A 19,782-nucleotide genomic window follows, 5' to 3' on the forward strand; every position below is an offset into this window, starting at 1 on the left:
TTTTTCATTGGAAATTCATTCGTATATTTGAGCATAAATTTTTAAAAATGAAATACACTACTTTACCCAATACCGACATAAAAATTAGCAAAACTTGCCTTGGTACAATGACTTTTGGTCAACAAAATACCGAAGCTGAGGGTCACGCTCAAATGGATTATGCACTCGAAAAAGGAATCAATTTTTTTGACACTGCCGAAATGTATTCGGTTCCAGGACGCAAAGAAACTTACGGAAGTACTGAGAAAATCCTTGGAACTTGGTTCAAAAAATCAGGAAAAAGAGAAGAAATTTTTCTTGCTTCTAAAATTGCTGGACCCAATCCTGGCTTGGCTTACATTCGAGAAAATATGGATTTTTCTCCAGAAAGTATTGCCTTGTCCATTGACAAAAGTTTGACTCGCTTGCAAACCGATTATATCGATTTGTACCAATTGCATTGGCCAGAACGCAAAGCCAATTTCTTTGGACAGCGTGGTTTTAAAGTGCAAAACGATGCTTGGGAAGATAATATTCATTCGGTTTTAGAAACCTTGGAAAGTTTTATCAAACAAGGAAAAATCAACCACATCGGACTTTCGAACGAAACACCTTGGGGGATTATGCGTTTTTTGCAAGAAAGCAAATACAATAATTTACCTAGAATTAAAACCGTTCAAAATCCGTATTCGTTGTTAAACCGATCTTTCGAAGTAGGTAATGCCGAAGTTTGTTGGAGGGAAAATGTGGGATTGTTGGCTTATTCGCCAATGGGTTTTGGAGTTTTGTCTGGAAAATTTTTGTCTGGCGAAAGTCATCCGAATGCGAGAATCAAATTATTTCCACAATTTGCCCGATACAACAGCGCACAATCTGCCGAAGCTACCAGATTGTATAATGAAGTTGCCCAGAAAAATGGCTTGAGTTTAACTGAATTGTCTTTGGCATTTGTAAACCAACAAGCTTTTGTGACCAGCACCATTATTGGCGCGACAACGATGGAACAATTAAAAGAAAACATTGCAGCAATTGATGTTGTGTTGTCGGATGAAATCTTAAAGGAAATCGATGCGGTTCAGGCCGTGATTCCTGATCCTGCGCCTTAGTTTTTTAAACACAAAGGGCACAAAGAAGGCACAAAGTCCACAAAGAAAATTATTTTTCTTTGTGGACTTTTTTAATTTCTATCTGTGTAAATCCGTTTCAATCTGTGTCATCTGTGTCCAAAAAAGCAAAGAATCAAAATTCAAAAGGTGTCTCTACCGCCAAAGAATCTGCTGGAACAGAATCTTGTACTTTTAAATTCAAAAGCGAATGGGCATTTCCTGTAAGTTGCAACGGGATAGATTGTCCGATGGTGTCTTCGGCGGTCAGAATTCCTCTTCGCAACATCAAATTGCTTAGGAATTTTTGCTGTTGGTTAGCAAAAGATTTTAAGTTGCCTTCGTTGTCAAATTGCCACATAAATTTCTTTGGTTTTGGAACAATCGTGGCTAGAAATAAACATTCTTTTAGGGTTAAATCGGCTGGTGTTTTTTGGAAATAAAAATGGGCTGCTTCGCCAATGCCATAGACATCAGGTCCCCATTCGATAATGTTGAAATAGACTTCTAGCATTCTTTCTTTGCTGGCGATTCTATTATTTTCAAGAATGTAAACCAAGAGGATTTCTTCTAGTTTTCGAGAAAGGGTTTTTTCGCGGGTAAGAAATACGTTTTTGATTAATTGCATACTGATGGTACTAGCCCCACGAGAGAATTTCTTGGTGCGAATATTTTTAAGAATCGATTGTTTGAAGGCTTCGTTGATAAAACCACGATGCGAGAAAAAAGAAGGGTCTTCAGAAGTTAAAACGCATTTTTGCAAATAAGGCGATATTTGATCCAAAGGCGTATAATTGGGATTTTCAACTCCTACCAAAACGGGTCGCTGCAATACATTTTGAATGATGGCTCGATACACAAATTCGCCGTTGAGTTTGTTCAGGTTGGCTTCACCATATTTGGTGATTTTCAGGTTTTCTTTCTTGAGTTTACTGTCAAAAACCAATCGATTTGGCTTGTTTTTGTTGAACATAAAGTCGAGATTGTACTCGAAATTGCCTTCGGCTTCCATTCCCTGAAAATGCGTGAACAAACCATCGGGAAGCGACACAATAAAATCCTGCGCTTTCATTTTTGGAATGGCTACTTTGAGTTTGTAAATCGTGTCTTCCTCAGTTTCATAAGCCAAATAAGGATGGAATTTTATTTTGTTGAATTGCACTGTAGAACTACTGTCAATAGAAATAAAATCGGAACCCAACAAGAATCGATAATCGAATTTTGCGTTTTTGATTACCACGTCTTTGCTGGCAATTTTCTTGTGGTTAATCATCAAATTGGCAATAGAAGCAAAGCCGTCAATATGCAATTCGCCACCTGATTTGTCTATGTTTTGAACGTTCAACCGAATGGAATCGAAACTCGATTTCAATCCGAATCGTTCGCCTAGGTAAGGCAATTTGATAGCACCCGTATCGATATTAACAATTCGAATATCGGCCGTTTTATTTCTTGGATCGGCAAAACCTGCAATTCGAATTTGTTGTATAAAAGCTTTGGTTGCGACTTGAACAGAAGTTTCCAATTGCTTGTTTGCTAATCGCAGTTTTTGAAAATTAATTGTTGTTTTTCTGCCGTTGTCATCCAATTTGAACGAAAGATTTTCCACTTTCATATCCGTTGGAATCAGATTCAATACTTTCGAAATGATGCGATAGCCTAATTTGGCGTAATCTCTTTTTTCGTTGGTATTGCTAGCGGTTTCATCTTTTTTCAGAAAAGCATCAAAATTGCGTCCTTTTTTGTTTTTGACTAATTGTACATAACCATTTTCGATTTCTAAGGTTCCCAATTGTACATCGCCCACCAACAATCGCCATAAATTGACACTGGTTTTCATTTTATGGATGTTGAAAAGCGTATCGGCATTTTTGGGAGCCAAAACAATATCTGAAAAACTCAAACCCGATAGTCCCACAAAAGAAGCCTCTTTTACAGAAAAATCACTGTCGTATTCGCTTGCCATTTTAAAGGAAACCTTGGCGATGGTTTGTTTTAATAAGGCATCACGAAAAACAAAAAGAGCAATAATAAGCAGGGCAAAAGTTGCTGCTATTATTTTTAAAGTTAGAAATATTTTTTGTTTTCGCGTTTTCATAATTTTAAAATACTTCTTGTTTTACCCAAATAATTCACTCGCCACATCTTCAATCTTCGCCACCAATCTGATTTGGATTCCTGTATTTTTCAAGGCAATCTTATTGTATTTGGATACAAAAATGGTCGAAAATCCTAGTTTTTCGGCTTCTTGAATGCGTTGATCGACACGGTTTACAGGACGAATTTCACCTGACAGACCCACTTCGCCAGCAAAACAAAAATCTTTGTTTACGGGAATATCTTCATTCGAGGATAAAATGGCGGCAACAACTGCCAAATCAATCGCAGGATCATCCACCGAGATTCCGCCTGTAACATTCAGGAAAACGTCTTTGGCTCCCAAACGAAAGCCAGCACGTTTTTCTAATACGGCCAAAATCATATTCAACCTTTTTGCGTTGTAACCCGTGGTGCTGCGTTGCGGTGTTCCATAAACTGCCGTGCTGACCAAGGATTGAATCTCGATCATCAACGGACGCATTCCTTCGAGAGTTGTAGCTATTGCTGTCCCCGAAAGTTCTTCGTCTTTGTGCGAAATCAATATCTCGGAAGGGTTCGAAACTTCTCGTAAACCGCTGCCTAGCATTTCATAAATTCCGATTTCGGCGGTAGAGCCAAAACGGTTTTTGTGCGAACGCAAAATGCGATATACGTGATTTCTGTCGCCTTCAAACTGCAAAACCGTATCGACCATATGTTCCAAAATTTTGGGTCCAGCAATAGTTCCGTCTTTGGTAATATGACCAATTAAAATTACTGGAATATTGGTTTCTTTGGCAAATTTGATCAATTCGGCAGTCGTTTCTCGAATTTGCGAAATACTTCCCGGAGTCGATTCGATATAATCGGTATGAAGGGTCTGGATGGAATCGATAATCACGATTTCGGGTTCAATCGCTTCAATTTGTTTGAAGATATTTTGGGTTTTGGTTTCGGTTAGAATGTAGCAATTGTCTCCGTTTGGCGTGATTCTTTCGGCACGCATTTTAATTTGTTTTTGGCTTTCTTCGCCCGAAACGTATAAGGTTTTATAAGGTAATTTTAAAGAAATTTGGAGCAGAAGCGTGCTTTTCCCGATGCCAGGTTCGCCACCCAAAAGGATTAATGAACCTGGAACAATTCCTCCACCCAATACACGATTGAGTTCGCCGTCGGTGGTGTTCATTCGGATTTCCTCGGCAGAATCAATTTCGTTTATTCGCAAGGGTTTTGGTGCTTTGGAATTAGAAGTCGATTCGCTTTTCCAAGCTACTTTTTCCTCTTTTTGAATAATTTCCTCGGCTATCGTGTTCCATTCTTTACAAGAATTGCATTGGCCTTGCCATTTCGAATATTGAGCGCCACAATTCTGGCAAAAAAAAGAAGTTTTTACTTTAGACATTCTTATTTTTTTGTGGTTAGACTTTGCATTTCATCAAATTTTTCCATCATCATATCTTTTGTTAAATCGCCAATTTCTTCTAATTGCGAAGCTTTTTGATAGCTTTTTGCTGCTCGTTTTGCATCTCCATTTTTTTCATACATTAATCCTAATTCATAATCGGACAGCATTGATTTCGGGTAATTTTTTCCTGCAATTTCAGCTAATTTTTCTAATTCAGAATAGGATTTGTTCTTTAGAATTGCAGCTTCTATGGCTTTAAAATCGGATAGTCGCACAGGAATTTTAAGACCTAATGTTTTTGTGATTAAGTCATATTTGTCAGTTAAATACTTGGTTTGGTCATTTGGAAGAATTACAATTTTTCCTGAAAATTCGGTCATAGAAATGGGTTTGTAACAGTCGAAAATTTGGTACAAAGCATTTGGTATGGAATGCAAAACCGAAGAGTAATGAGAGGCACCTTTGAAGGAGTCATATTTGTAATTAATCAAAGGATTGTTGGCGGTTTTGATATTTGTATCGAGTTTATTTACCGATTCTAAAATGTCTTTTATGTCGCCGTCGCCAGTAGATTGATAGTAGAAAAGAGGCTGTTTTAATGCCGCAAATCGTTCTGGAATTCGGGTATCCATTTCAGGTACAAGTTCTGGGCTTAATGAAATGTAGGCATTAAATACCGAATAATCTTTAAAAAGGAAAAAGTTCAAATAACCTGCTGTTGTGTCGTGTCCGGCAATGATTCTAAAGGGAGCAACACGGTATTTTTTTTCAATATAAGGAAGCAATTCACCACCAATAAAAGCGAAGAAATTTGCGCCTTTTCCAGAAGGTAAGCCGTTTCCATCATCATAATTACTATCGTCTATTCGTTCTTCATTTGTGTTTTGGTTAATTCCAACGATGATAGTTTCGGGCATATCTTCCCAATAGGCACCATAATTTAAAGCGCCATAAAACGGGTCGAACAAGTAATCGCCGTCAAGCAAAACGAGTATTGGATATTTTTTATTTGGGTTTTTTTCGTAGGAATCGGGTAGTCCAATAGTGATTTGTCTGCTTTCGCCTAATTGAGTTGAAACGAATGTTTCGGTCGTTTTTTGCGAAAAAACAGGGATTGAAAAAAACAAAAATAGTAGTAACTGTTTCATAATTTCTGGGGTTTAGGAAATTAATTTCTTTCGAATTTTTAGGGGTCGAAAAGAGCAGCAATATACTATTTTTTTAGTTGCTTTTTTAAAAAGTAAACTATCTAAAAAGCGAATATATCCAAAATATTCAAGCAAGAAAAGGATTGAAAACAGGTGGATAGATAAAGGGTTTTTATGTCAACGAATTGTCCTTTTCATTGGGGAAAATAATCCAAGGTTTGAAAGTTTTGGCTTCTTCAAAATCTAAAGTTGCATAGGAAATGATAATAATGATATCGTCTTTTTGTACTTTTCTGGCAGCGGGACCATTAAGAGTTATTTCGCCCGAATTTTTCTCGCCTTTGATGGCATAAGTTTCAAGTCGTTCGCCATTATTGATGTTTACAATGGATACTTTTTCGCCTTCGATAAGGTTTGAAGCCTCCATTAATGCTTCGTCAATAGTGATGCTGCCGATATAATTTAAATCGGCTCCAGTGACTTTTACACGGTGTATTTTTGATTTTACTACTTGTATTTGCATGTCGCAAAAGTAAATTAATTTAATGAAATGGTATCAATCAATCGGATATTATTAACAAATACGGCTATAAAAGCACGGTAATTCTTGTTTTTATTTTTTCTTAAACAAGGCAAAAGAGTTGCTTCATCGGCAATTTGAAAATATTCTAAAGTAAAAGTAGGGTTATTTCCGAATGATTTTTGAACATAATCAGTTGCGATTTTGGCGTTATATTTTTGAAATTTTTCTTTAGATTCAATTAATGTTTTAAAAATAATTGAAGCTTCTTGTTTTTCTTTTGGAGTTAAAAGAGCATTTCTAGAACTCATTGCCAGTTGGTTTGGTTCTCTAAATATTGGACAACCAACAATAGTAACATTCATTTTGTTTTTGGCAACCATCTTTTTTACAATTTGCAATTGTTGAAAGTCTTTTTCGCCAAAATAAGCGTTTGTGGGCTCGACAATTTCAAAAAGACGTTTTACAATGGTGCCCACACCGTTGAAATGACCTGGTCTGAATTTTCCTTCCATTTGATTTTCTAAACCGTCAAAATTGAAAGATTGAGAAATGGTTTGTCCTTCATAAATATCATCGGTTGTTGGGGCAAAAACAATAATTTCGGGGTTTAAAGTAGCTATTTTTTTGACGTCTTCTTCTAATGTTCTCGGATATTTTGCTAAGTCATCGGGATTATTAAATTGTGTGGGATTCACAAAAATACTCACCACAGTAATGTCATTATTTGATATTGATTGTTGCATCAATGACAAATGACCTTGGTGTAAAGCACCCATTGTGGGTACAAAGCCTATCGAGGACTGATTTGTTTTAATAGATTTTAAAAAGTCTATTAAAGCAGCTTTTCCGTAGAAAATATGCATAGGTGTTTTATTGAAATAATTTGCAAACATAATATTTTAGTCGAGAACTGCATAAATTTTTGTAATTTTGCATGGTTTTTATTGCCAATAAATTAAGTAATTTACAATATGGAAGATAAGAGGATATTATATGTATCATCTGAAGTAGTGCCTTATCTAGCTGAAAATGAGGTTTCTTCAATGTCTTACGAAGTCCCAAAAATGATTAATAATCAAGGCGGACAAATCAGAATTTTCATGCCGAGATATGGAAATATAAACGAAAGAAGACATCAATTGCACGAAGTAATTCGCCTTTCAGGTATGAATTTAGTTGTAAATGACTTGGATATGCCCTTGATTATAAAGGTGGCTTCGATTCCAAAAGAAAGAATTCAGGTTTATTTTATTGATAATGATGAATATTTTAAACGAAAAGCGACATTCACGGACGAAGAAGGCTTGATGTTTCCTGATAATGATGAACGAGCCATTTTCTTTGCCAAGGGAGTTGTCGAAACTGTGAAAAAATTAAATTGGGTTCCAGATATTATTCATGTTCATGGTTGGATGGCTGGAATGTTGCCTATTTATATGAAGCATTTTTATAAAAATGAAGCTTTATTTTCAGAAACAAAAATCGTAACATCGGTTTACAGTCAGTCTTTTGAAGGTACATTAGATATAGAAATGATTAATAAAATTAAGTTTGATGGTGTTCCAAACGAATCTATTTCAGATCTTGAATCGCCAGATTACGAAAATATTATGAAGGCTACTATCAATCATTCGGATGCCGTAATTATTGCTTCAGACAACTTGTCTTCAAGTTTAACAAAATTTATAGAATCTTCAGGAAAACCTTTTTTACCTTTCGCCTCGAAAGATAAATTCGCTGAAACGTATTGTAATTTCTATAAAAATTTTGTTCTATAAATTAACATTCTCAAGTAAACATGCACAATAATTCCATTTTCAAGTTTCTATTATTTCTTGTTAGTATCCTGCTTTTCGTTTCGTGTGACAAAGAGTATAGTGCAATAGGTGATGCATTAATTGGTGAAAATCACTTCGAATTGGCTAAATATAACACAAGTGTAATAGCTTATAACGAAAAAATCACTCCTGTTCAATCAAGTAATCTTCCCATAAATGCTTTGGGAATTTATGATAATCCTGCATTTGGGAAAACTACTGCCAATTTTGTTACACAACTAGCATTAGCTAATGTTAATCCAACTTTTGGACCTAATGCAGTAATTGATAGTGTTGTAGTTGACATCCCTTATTTTAGTACATTAAAATCGACTAATGCAACAACAGGTAATAGTGAGTATGAATTAGACTCTATTTATGGAGAGCCAAAGGCCAAAATAAAATTGAGTGTATATGAATCGAATCGTTATATGGGAAAACAAAACGGAGTAGATCAGATTTTTTATACCAATCAAGATTCAGAATTTGATAGTTATAAAGTTGGAACACGCTTGAATGATCATGCTTCAAAAAAGGAACAAAACGACGAGTTTTTCTTTAACCCTAGAGAGAATAGATTTGTTACTCCAGCCTCAGCCGATGGTAAAACTGCCGCGGTGACTACCCGAACCGCTCCTAGTATGCGTTTGAATTTGAATGTTGAGTTTTTTAAAAATAAAATACTCAATGCTCCAGCAGGAAGTTTGACTACCAACGATGTTTTTATCAATTATTTTAGAGGCTTGTATTTTAAAGTAGAACAATCAGGTGCAGATAAAGGCGCTCTGGCCAATATCAATTTTGCAAAAGGGACAATCACTATTAAATATAAAGAAGATACTTCTACGACTGATAAAACAAAAGTTGAAAAAACTTTAGTCATTAATATGTCAGGTAGCACAGCAAATCTACTGGAACAAACCAATACAAATGCCAATTATAATACAGCCACAAGCAATCCAAACCAAAGTGCTGGTGACGAAAGATTGTATTTAAAAGGAGGCGAAGGTTCGTTAGCAGTACTGAACCTTTTTAATCCAGCAGATAATTATAGTTATGAAGTTCTTAAAAATTCAAACAAAGAACCAATCGACGAAAATGGGAATGTTATTCCTCTTCAATCTAATGGAGATCCAAAATCTGGTTATTATTTAATTTATACCAAGAAAAACGGTTCAAATGGAGTTTCAGATGAATTAGAAGACATTAGATATCCATTAATTGATGATACTCAAGGTCAAATTTATCACTCCATTAAAAGGAGATGGTTAATTAATCAAGCTAATTTGGTTTTGAATGTTGATGCAGACAACACAGAATTTAAAAAAAGCTATGAACCCAATAGAATTTATTTGTATGATTATACTAATGATACTACTGTTTTAGATTATTATTTAGCAGCAGCAACAAACGATAAAAATACCTCAAAATATGCGTTTGGCGGATTTTTAACAAATGATGCAACAACTAAAAGAGGGGCTTCATATAAAATTAATCTTACCAATCATATTAGGAATTTAATAATAAACTCCGATGCAAAAAATGTCAAGTTGGCTGTAGTTGTTACTGAAGATATCAATGTTGCAGATTTTTATAAATTGAAAACATCAAGTGGACTGTTTACTCAAGCACCAAAAGCTAGCGTAATGAATCCATTGGGAACTATACTTTATGGAACGGGTGCTACTTCAACTAATTTGCCCGAGAACAAAAAAATAAAACTAGAGATTTATTATACAAAAACTAATTAAACCTAATCTATGTGTGGAATTGTTGGATACATTGGCTATAGAGAAGCTTATCCTATTGTAATAAAAGGATTAAAAAGACTGGAATACAGAGGATATGATAGTGCAGGCGTAATGCTGTATGATGGAAATGATATAAAGCTTTCTAAAACAAAAGGAAAAGTTGTTGACCTAGAAGCGAAAGCCTTAAAAGAAATTTCAACTAACGGAACAATAGGCATAGGACACACTCGTTGGGCAACTCACGGTGTGCCAAATGATGTGAATTCCCATCCTCACGTTTCGAACTCGGGAGATTTAGTGATTATTCACAATGGAATTATCGAAAACTATGCTCCTTTAAAAGTAGAATTAATAAAAAGAGGCTATGTTTTTCACTCAGATACTGATACTGAAGTGCTGGTGAATCTTATAGAAGAAGTTCAAAAAAAGGAGAATTTAAAATTAGGAAAAGCAGTTCAAGTAGCCTTAAATCAAGTGTTTGGTGCCTATGCAATAGCTGTTTTTGACAAAAAAAACCCTGACGAAATTGTTGTTGCCCGTTTGGGAAGTCCGTTAGCAATAGGAATTGGCGAAGGAGAATATTTTATAGCATCTGATGCCTCACCATTTATCGAATATACTTCTAATGCAGTATATTTAGAAGACGGAGAAATGGCTAATATCAGATTGCATAAGCCTATGAAAATAAGAAAAATTAAAGACGATTCTTTAGTTGATCCTTATATTCAAGAGCTTCAAATGAATTTGGAACAAATAGAAAAAGGCGGTTACGACCACTTTATGCTAAAAGAAATATTCGAACAACCTGATGTAATAACCGATACGTATCGTGGAAGACTTCATGCAAACGAAGGGATTATTCAAATGTCGGGTGTTGAAGATAATTTAGAAAAATTTCTTAACGCAGAGCGAATCATTATTGTAGCTTGTGGAACTTCTTGGCATGCAGGTCTTGTTGCAGAATATATTTTAGAGGAGTTTACAAGAATTCCTGTTGAGGTTGAATACGCATCAGAGTTTAGATATAGAAATCCAATTATAAATAGTAAAGACGTTGTTATTGCTATTTCTCAATCTGGAGAAACTGCCGATACAATGGCAGCAATAAAATTGGCCAAAGAGAAAGGTGCCTTTGTTTATGGTGTTTGTAATGTGGTTGGTTCATCTATTTCTAGAGAAACCCATGCTGGTTCACATACCCATGCTGGTCCAGAAATTGGAGTTGCATCTACCAAAGCATTCACTACTCAAATTACCGTTTTAATAATGATGGCCTTGCGTTTAGCCAAAGCTAAAGGAACATTGTCTAAAACCGATTTTCATAGATACTTGCAAGAATTAGAAATTATTCCTGAAAAAGTAAAAGAAGCCTTAGAGACTAACGATAAGGCCAAAGAAATTGCTACAATTTTCAAAAATTCTCATAATTGTTTGTATTTAGGAAGAGGTTATAATTTTCCTGTTGCATTAGAAGGCGCACTAAAACTCAAAGAAATCTCCTATATTCATGCCGAAGGGTATCCTGCAGCGGAAATGAAACACGGTCCAATTGCCTTGATAGATGAACGTATGCCAGTAATTGTTATTGCTCCTAAGCAAGGACATTACGACAAAATTGTTAGTAATATTCAGGAAATTAAATCTAGAAGTGGTATCATTATAGCGGTAGTTACAAAAGGCGATACTCAAGTGAGAGGATTGGCAGATCATATCATAGAGATTCCTGAGACTTCCGATGCTTTATCGCCATTAATTACCACTATTCCTTTACAATTATTGTCTTATCATATTGCTGTTTTGAGAGGTTGTAATGTAGATCAGCCCCGAAATCTTGCAAAGTCAGTGACTGTTGAGTAAGTAATATAGTATATATTATCATTAAAAGCGAGGTTTTTCACCTCGCTTTTTTTATGCATTTTTTTGAGAAATATCTATTTTCAAAACATTATTATTGTATGCTTGCATAACAAATCACATCATTTTAACTAAATACCCTAAATTAATTTAATGATTTTTGATATAGTTATTTATAGTGTAATTATATATTATTAAATTATTTTAACGTTTTTTTAATAATATGAAAAATATTTGTACTTTGGCTGCATTAACTAACAAAATTCAATCAAATGAGAAACTATTTACTTGTTTTGTCGTTGTTTTTTTGCGGCATCTCTTTTGCTCAAAACACAATAACAGGTTCTGTTACAGAAACTAATAATCAACCTATTCCTGGTGTCAATATAAAAGTAGTTGGAGACAAGGCAGGAACTGTCTCGGATGCTGATGGAAAATTTACTTTAACGTCTTCATTAAAACTGCCTTTTACATTAGAAATTACAAGTTTGGGACATCAAACTAAAAAAGTAACCATTACATCAAACAATCAAAATGTCACAATAAAACTGGCCGATTCAGAAACAACTTTAGATGAAGTTGTAGTTGCTGCATCAAGAACTCCTGAAAGAGTTTTAGAATCTCCAATAACTATTGAAAGAATGGGAATTAAGGAAATCAAAAAAACGGCTTCCCCAACTTTTTATGAAGGATTAGAAAACCTGAAAGAAGTTCAAATGAATACTAGTAGTTTGACTTTCAAATCAATCAATACAAGAGGTTTTGCAACTGTTGCAAATACTCGTTTTATGCAATTAGTTGATGGAATGGATAATTCCTCACCGTTATTGAACTTTGTGTTGGGTAATATGATTGGAATTTCAGATATCGATGTTCAAAATGTAGAGTTATTGCCTGGAGCATCTTCGGCATTGTATGGTGCAAATGCTTTTAATGGAATAATGTTTATGAATAGCAAAAGTCCTTTTACTTATCAAGGTATTTCGACGTATTTAAAATATGGAGCTACAAGCCAAAAAGCAGCAGGTACTAATGACTATCATGATTTTGGAATAAGAATGGCGCATGCCTTCAATAAGTATTTTGCCGCAAAAGTAAATATGACTTTTATGAAAGGAACCGATTGGTTTGCAGTAAACTATGATGATAAAAATCGTCAAGGGCAAGGAATAACCAGAAGTGATGTGAATTATGATGGTATGAATGTTTATGGTGATGAAGCTTCTACAAATATAAAAGCTGTTGGACAATCACTAGCAGATTTGGGGTTGATACCAGGTTCGGCAGTAAATTTATTGCCTAATTATAATGTCAGTAGAACAGGTTATAATGAAGTAGATTTAACCGATAACAAGGCTGCCAACACTAAAATAGATTTCTCTTTTCATTTAAGACCTCTTGGAGACGAAAGATTGGAAGTCATTTGGCAAAGTAAATTTGGTTTTGGAAATGCAGTTTATCAAGGAGCCAATCGCTATTATTTGAATAATTTTTATATGTCGCAACATAAAGTTGAAGTTAAAGGGAAAAACTTTTTTGTTAGAGGATATACCACTACAGAAGATGGCGGAAAATCATACGACATGCTTTTTACAGGATTGAATATAAATAGAAAATGGAAAGATGATAAAACTTGGTTTGGTCAATATGCAGGGGCTTTTGTTCAAGCTACATTAGCAGGACAAACTCCAGAAAATGCTCATATTATATCTAGAGGTGTTGCCGATACGGGAAGATTTATGCCTGGAACTCCTGAATTTCAAAACGCATTTAATCAGGTTATTAATGATCCTGATGTGTTGACAGGATCTAAATTAGTTGACAATTCTAGAATTTATCATTCGGATGCTAATTATAATTTTAAAGACCTCATTAAATTTGGCGAAATTCAAGTAGGGGGTTCTTACAGACAATATCAATTGAATTCACACGGAAGGATTTATACCGATGCGAATGGGCCAATTTATTACAACGAATATGGTGTTTACGCACAGTTACAGAAAAAATTCTTGGAAGATAGATTTAAGTTTACTGGATCGCTTCGCTATGATAAGTCCAAAAATTTTGACGGAAGTTATTCGCCAAGAGTATCATTAGTTTATTCTGCAGGTGAAAGAAAACAGCACAATTTTAGAGCTTCCTATCAAACTGGTTTTAGAAACCCAAGTACACAAGACCAATATATTGGGTTCAATGTTGGAAACGCTGTGTTAGTTGGATCTGCTCCTGATAATTTATTGCGATATTCAGAATCAAGACCTGTTGCAAATGGTTCGCCAGCCATTGGACAAGTTTATGCAGGTGGTTCATCTGTAGTAATGACAGGTGAAAATGCCTATCTAAATTCCTATACAAAATCTTCGGTTGATGCTTTTGCAGCCTTTGCAGCCGCCAATCCAGGAAATACACCCGGAGCAGCCGCATTATTAAAAAAAACAAATGTAAATTTTGTTAAACCAGAAGAAGTTCAGGCTATCGAACTAGGCTATCGTTCACAATACAAAGAGGTGAATATTGATGTAAATGGATACTATAATACCTATAACAATTTTATTGGAAACCTAACAGTTGTTGCTCCATTATATGGAACAGCAAGTGAAACTTTCGATTTTGCTCAAGGTGCTCCAACTTATGTAACAAATCCAGCGGTACAAACTTTACACGCTCTTGGTAACGGAAATTATAGAGCTTATCAATTATACACCAACACTGCTTTAAAGATACAATCATTAGGTTTTGGAATCGGACTTTCTAAAAGAATGTTTGGTTATTATGATTTTGGAATGAATTACAATTATTCACAATTTGATTTTGATCAAGCCAAAGATCCAGGTTTTGAAGCGGGTTTCAACACTCCAAAACACAGAGTTAAAGCCTCCATTGGAAATGAAAAACTATTCGAAAACTTTGGATTTAACGCAAGTATAAGATGGAATAGTGAATATCTATGGGAATCTACTTTTGCAGATGGTATGATAGAGTCAGCTACAGTTGTTGATGCTCAAATTAATTACGGTTTGCCAAAACTGAAATCTTTATTAAAATTAGGTGCCACGAATATTGGAAGTAAAGAATATACTCAAGTGTTAGGTGCTGGAGCAATAGGGCAACAATATTTTATTTCTTGGACTATTAATCCGTAATTCAATCATTCAACAACATATATAAATAATAAGATTATGATAAAAAATTTCAAATGGCTTTTATTGGTTGCTGCAACCTTTATGGCATGTAATGATAATGATGTTGAAACTGTAGTTTATAATACATCCGATGGATTAGCCCCAACAGCAGGGAATGCAAATTTTTCGAAATTTGTTTCTTTGGGAAATTCATTAACCGCAGGATATTCTGACAATGCGTTGTTTATTGATGGGCAAAAATCCTCTTACACTTATATATTAGCACAACAATTTGCAACAGTTGGTGGCGGAGAATTTAAAATCCCTTTTATGGCCGACAATATTGGAGGATTCAAAATCAATGGAGTGCCGTATGCTGGGCCAAGATTGGCTTCAACAGGCGGTGGAGCACCAACTCCAGTTTCTGGAACTCCATCAACAGAGATTATGACTTCAATAGTTTCTGGAGGACCTTATAATAATTGTGGTGTTCCAGGTGCTAAAAGTTTTCATTTATTATCACCAAGTTACGGTAGTTTAGCTGGGATATCTTTAGGAACTGCAAATCCTTATTATGTTCGTTTTGCTCCAAATGCTACCACATCGGTTTTAGCCTATGCAGCTTCTCAAACACCTACATTCTTTTCGCTTTGGATTGGAAATAACGATGTTTTGGGCTATGCAACTTCAGGAGGTGATGATTCAAATCCTATAACTCCCTCTGCTGGTGCTGCAGGAGTTGGTTTTGATGCTACATATGATGTATTAGTAAATACACTAACTGCATCTGGTGCAAAAGGAGTTATTGCCAATATTCCTTATGTAAATACAGTTCCTTTTTTTACCTACATCGCGACAAATCCAGTGCCATTAAACGCTACACAAGTTGGATCTCTAAATCCATTTTTCGGAGCTATGAATAGTATGTTGGCTTCTGTTGGACAAGCGGCTCGTTTTCAAACCCTAACGGCCAGTTCAACAAACCCACTTTTAATAGCAGACGAAATGTTGACTTACGACGCAACGGCATTGTTTACAGCTGCATTTCAAGGAGCACCATTCAATTATCCACTATCAACAGCTTCTTTTTTAGGCGCTTTGTATGGAAAAGCGCGTCATGCTAGTAATGCTTCTGCAACTAGAGACTATATATTGTTAACCTCTGGCGCAACAATTGGTACAACTAAACCAGGGTATCCTGCAAATAACAATACGATAGGAGTAACTTATCCAATGGAGGACAAAGCTACATTAACTTATAGCGAAGTGGCATTAGTAAAAACAGCTACTGATGCATACAATGCTAAAATTAAAGCTGTTGCAACGGCTAAAGGGCTTGCATTTGTTGATACAAACGCTTTGATGACCCAAATTGCAAACGGAGGTGTTTCGGCAAATGGATTTACGGTTACTAGTGCTTTTATAACAGGGGGAGGATTTTCGACAGACGGTGTTCATCCGTCACCAAGAGGATATGCTTTAATCGCAAATAAATTTATCGAAGCTATAAATCTAACATACGGTTCAAATTTAAAAGGGATAAGTTTAGCAGATTATAGAATTTTATTTCCAAAGTCTCTTTAAAAATTAAAAAAATAAATTAAAAAACCATCACATCTAATGTGGTGGTTTTTTGGTTTTTAGTCTTTTTTAAGGGTTTATTTCTATTCTTTGAGAAGAACTTAAAACAAGCTCTGTTTTTTTATAAAAAAAGTATTGATTTTTATGTTTTAAAAAATTATCTTTGCCACCTGAAAAACAAACCTACTCGATTAGTGTCGATTAGTTGTTATTCATAAACCTGAATAGCTATTTAATAAATACATAAGCAATGTCAAAAGTAATAGGAAAAGTTGCCCAAATCATCGGACCAGTTGTCGATGTAGTTTTCAACGGAAAAGATGTTGAACTTCCAAAAATTTATGATTCATTAGAAATCACAAAAAAAGATGGAACTATATTAGTTCTTGAAGTACAATCTCATATTGGTGAAAACACCGTTCGTACCATTTCGATGGATTCAACAGACGGTTTGAGCAGAGGTTATGAGGTAGTTGGAACAGGAGCTCCAATTCAAATGCCAATCGGGGCAGATGTTTACGGACGTTTGTTCAATGTAATCGGAGATGCAATTGACGGTTTAGGAAATTTACCAAAAAAAGGTGCTGATGGAATGCCAATTCACAAAGCAGCTCCAAAATTCGAAGATTTATCAACTTCATCAGAAGTTTTATTCACAGGTATTAAAGTAATCGATTTGATTGAGCCTTATGCAAAAGGAGGAAAAATTGGATTGTTCGGTGGTGCTGGTGTTGGTAAAACAGTATTGATTCAAGAGTTGATTAACAATATTGCAAAAGGTCACGGTGGACTTTCAGTATTCGCAGGAGTAGGAGAAAGAACACGTGAAGGAAATGACTTGCTTCGTGAGATGTTAGAGTCAGGAATTATAAAATACGGTGAAGAATTCATGCACTCTATGGAAAATGGAGGCTGGGATTTGTCAAAAGTAGATATGCCAGGAATGAGAGAGTCTAAAGCTACTTTCGTTTTCGGACAAATGAACGAACCTCCTGGAGCTCGTGCTCGTGTGGCACTTTCAGGATTGTCTATCGCAGAATATTTCCGTGATGGAGCAGGTTCAGACCAAGGAAAAGACGTTCTTTTCTTCGTTGATAATATCTTCCGTTTTACACAAGCAGGTTCTGAGGTATCGGCACTTTTGGGTCGTATGCCATCTGCTGTAGGATATCAACCAACATTGGCAACTGAGATGGGAGCCATGCAAGAGCGTATTACTTCTACAAACAAAGGATCTATTACATCTGTACAAGCGGTTTACGTTCCTGCGGATGACTTAACTGACCCGGCACCAGCAACAACATTTGCTCACCTTGATGCAACAACTGTATTGTCTCGTAAAATTGCTGAGTTAGGTATTTATCCAGCGGTAGATCCATTGGATTCTACTTCTAGAATATTAGCCCCACACATTATTGGTGATGAGCATTATAACTGTGCACAAAGAGTAAAAGAAATTCTTCAAAAATACAAACAATTGCAAGATATTATCGCAATTTTGGGTATGGAAGAACTTTCTGAAGACGATAAATTGGCAGTTTCAAGAGCTAGACGTGTACAACGTTTCTTGTCTCAACCTTTCCACGTAGCCGAGCAATTTACAGGTATTCCTGGAGTTTTGGTTGATATTAAAGATACCATCAAAGGATTCAACATGATTATTGATGGAGAATTAGACCACTTGCCAGAAGCAGCTTTCAACCTTAAAGGTACAATTGAAGACGCTATCGAAGCAGGAGAAAAAATGTTGGCAGAAGCGTAATTGGTTGTTAGTTGTTAGTTGATAGTTGTTAGAAAACAACCATCAACCATCAACCATCAACTATTAACTAAAAAATTATGATTTTAGAAATAGTATCACCAGAAGCAAAATTATTTTCAGGAGAAGTTACTTCGGTAACCTTACCTGGAGTTGATGGTAGCTTTCAAATTTTGGATAATCACGCTTCGATTGTTTCTATTTTAGGAAAAGGACTAGTGAAAATTGCAGCACCAAGTTTTAATTTTTCTGAGGAAGTAGAGGCTAAGTTTACGAAAGTAAATCCACAAACTTATACTTTGGCTATTGCTTCGGGAACAATCGAAATGAAAGACAATAAAGTAATTGTTTTAGCAGACTAAGACAATTTCAAGGCAAAGAATTAAAAGTCATACAGCAATGTGTGACTTTTTTTATGTCAAAAAATCCGTGTTTATCCGTGTTTTTGCTTTGGCAAATCTGTTTCATCTGCGTTCCATTTTTTCCTAACTTTACCCTTATGAAGTTTCCAAAAAATCTCACAACCAAACTTGAAATCCGCAAGCAAAACAATGCTTTGCGAAAATTGGCTGCGCCCAATAATTTAATCGATTTTTCGTCTAATGATTACATTGGTTTTTCAAAAAATGAGACCATTTTTGAGCAAACGCATCAGTATTTATTGGATAATAATTGCATTCAAAACGGGGCAACAGGTTCTCGATTAATATCAGGAAACCACAAAATGTATCAAGAAGCGGAAAATTATATTGCCCAATTTCATCAGTCGGAATCGGCTTTGATTTTCAATTCGGGTTACGATGCTAATGTGGGTTTTTTTAGTTCCGTTCCTCAAAAAGGCGATTTGATTTTGTATGATGAATTGTGTCATGCTTCCATTCGGGATGGGATTATAATGTCGAATGCCAAATCCTATAAATTCAAACACAATGATTTTGAGGATTTGGAACGTTTGCTTCTGAAATTTCTCCCAACACCCAACACCCAACACCCAGCACCCATATACATTGTAACCGAAACCGTTTTTTCTATGGATGGTGATTGCCCGAATATGGATGAGTTGGTAGCTGTTTCTGAAAAACACGGCTGTTATTTAGTGGTTGACGAAGCACACGCTTTGGGAGTTTTTGGAGAAAACGGTGAAGGACTAGTTCAAATGCTGGATTTGCAAAATAAAGTTTTTGCCCGAATAATGACTTTCGGAAAAGGATTGGGCTGTCACGGAGCAGCCATTGTGGGAAGTCAGGAATTGTGTGATTATCTAGTCAACTTTGCACGAAGTTTTATTTACACCACGGGACTTTCTCCGCATTCGGTTGCCACAATTTTAGTGGCTTATCAAAATTTACAATCCGAAAAAGAAACCATCGAAAAACTTCGAGAAAACATCGTTCATTTCAATCAAGAAAAAAACCTATTAGGATTGAAACCGATGTTTGTTAGAAGTAAATCAGCCATTCAAAGTGCCATTATTCCTGGAAACGAAAACGTAAAATCGATAGCCCGTCAACTTCAGGAAAAAGGATTTGACGTGAAAGCCATTTTGTCGCCAACGGTTCCGGTAGGACAGGAACGATTACGGTTTTGTTTGCATAGTTTCAATTCGAAAGAAGAAATCTCTGGAGTCTTAAGTTTGTTGAGTACTTTTGTTTTTTAAAATT

Annotated in this window: 14 protein-coding genes; 9 read left to right on the top strand and 5 right to left on the bottom strand. The window is 35.5% G+C overall.

The features are described 5' to 3' along the window. The first annotated feature begins 47 nt into the window (after positions 1–47). A complete protein-coding gene (locus C3L50_RS05530; protein ID WP_165783978.1) occupies positions 48–1,085 on the top strand; it encodes an aldo/keto reductase in 1,038 nt (345 codons plus the stop codon). 133 nt (positions 1,086–1,218) lie between these two features. Here C3L50_RS05530 and C3L50_RS05535 read toward each other — a convergent pair whose 3' ends face one another. The 5 genes from C3L50_RS05535 to panC all read right to left on the bottom strand — a co-directional run bounded on the left by C3L50_RS05535 (position 1,219) and on the right by panC (position 7,130). Further along, a complete protein-coding gene (locus tag C3L50_RS05535) occupies positions 1,219–3,180 on the bottom strand; it encodes a transglycosylase domain-containing protein (RefSeq protein ID WP_103805172.1) in 1,962 nt (653 codons plus the stop codon). Positions 3,181–3,201: 21 nt separating this feature from the next. Continuing rightward, entirely contained in the window at positions 3,202–4,563 is a 1,362-nt protein-coding gene (radA, locus tag C3L50_RS05540) for a DNA repair protein RadA (RefSeq protein ID WP_103805173.1), read from the bottom strand. Between the two features lie 2 nt (positions 4,564–4,565). After that, positions 4,566–5,714 (bottom strand): alpha/beta hydrolase, encoded by a 1,149-nt coding sequence (locus tag C3L50_RS05545; protein ID WP_103805174.1) that lies wholly within the window; start codon positions 5,712–5,714, stop codon positions 4,566–4,568. Positions 5,715–5,886: 172 nt separating this feature from the next. Continuing rightward, on the bottom strand, positions 5,887–6,237 hold the full coding sequence (gene panD / locus C3L50_RS05550) for an aspartate 1-decarboxylase (RefSeq protein WP_103805175.1): 351 nt from the start codon (positions 6,235–6,237) through the stop codon (positions 5,887–5,889). Positions 6,238–6,251: 14 nt separating this feature from the next. Next, positions 6,252–7,130, bottom strand: coding sequence for a pantoate--beta-alanine ligase (panC, locus tag C3L50_RS05555; protein ID WP_103805176.1), 879 nt, complete (start codon positions 7,128–7,130; stop codon positions 6,252–6,254). Between the two features lie 78 nt (positions 7,131–7,208). Between panC and C3L50_RS05560 the strand changes: the two genes are divergently transcribed. The 8 genes from C3L50_RS05560 to C3L50_RS05595 all read left to right on the top strand — a co-directional run bounded on the left by C3L50_RS05560 (position 7,209) and on the right by C3L50_RS05595 (position 19,778). Further along, positions 7,209–8,015 carry a glycogen/starch synthase gene (locus C3L50_RS05560; protein ID WP_103805177.1) on the top strand — a complete coding sequence of 269 codons (807 nt, stop codon included), beginning with the start codon at positions 7,209–7,211 and terminating at the stop codon, positions 8,013–8,015. Positions 8,016–8,035: 20 nt separating this feature from the next. After that, complete coding sequence (locus C3L50_RS05565; RefSeq protein ID WP_103805178.1) at positions 8,036–9,805, top strand: DUF4270 domain-containing protein; 1,770 nt, start codon at positions 8,036–8,038, stop codon at positions 9,803–9,805. A 9-nt stretch (positions 9,806–9,814) separates the two neighbouring features. After that, complete coding sequence (gene glmS / locus C3L50_RS05570) at positions 9,815–11,662, top strand: glutamine--fructose-6-phosphate transaminase (isomerizing) (RefSeq protein ID WP_103805179.1); 1,848 nt, start codon at positions 9,815–9,817, stop codon at positions 11,660–11,662. 269 nt (positions 11,663–11,931) lie between these two features. Continuing rightward, positions 11,932–14,802 (top strand): TonB-dependent receptor domain-containing protein, encoded by a 2,871-nt coding sequence (locus C3L50_RS05575; protein ID WP_103805180.1) that lies wholly within the window; start codon positions 11,932–11,934, stop codon positions 14,800–14,802. A gap of 36 nt (positions 14,803–14,838) precedes the next feature. Beyond that, positions 14,839–16,365, top strand: coding sequence for an SGNH/GDSL hydrolase family protein (locus tag C3L50_RS05580; RefSeq protein ID WP_103805181.1), 1,527 nt, complete (start codon positions 14,839–14,841; stop codon positions 16,363–16,365). Between the two features lie 247 nt (positions 16,366–16,612). Next, positions 16,613–18,124: a F0F1 ATP synthase subunit beta gene (gene atpD, locus C3L50_RS05585; protein ID WP_103805182.1), complete on the top strand. Its 1,512-nt coding sequence runs from the start codon at positions 16,613–16,615 to the stop codon at positions 18,122–18,124. Positions 18,125–18,201: 77 nt separating this feature from the next. Beyond that, complete coding sequence (locus C3L50_RS05590) at positions 18,202–18,483, top strand: F0F1 ATP synthase subunit epsilon (protein ID WP_103805183.1); 282 nt, start codon at positions 18,202–18,204, stop codon at positions 18,481–18,483. Positions 18,484–18,620: 137 nt separating this feature from the next. Further along, positions 18,621–19,778, top strand: coding sequence for an aminotransferase class I/II-fold pyridoxal phosphate-dependent enzyme (locus C3L50_RS05595; protein ID WP_103805184.1), 1,158 nt, complete (start codon positions 18,621–18,623; stop codon positions 19,776–19,778). The last annotated feature ends 4 nt before the right edge of the window (positions 19,779–19,782 follow it).

This window comes from Flavobacterium alvei (assembly GCF_002920895.1).
GTDB lineage: Bacteria > Bacteroidota > Bacteroidia > Flavobacteriales > Flavobacteriaceae > Flavobacterium > Flavobacterium alvei.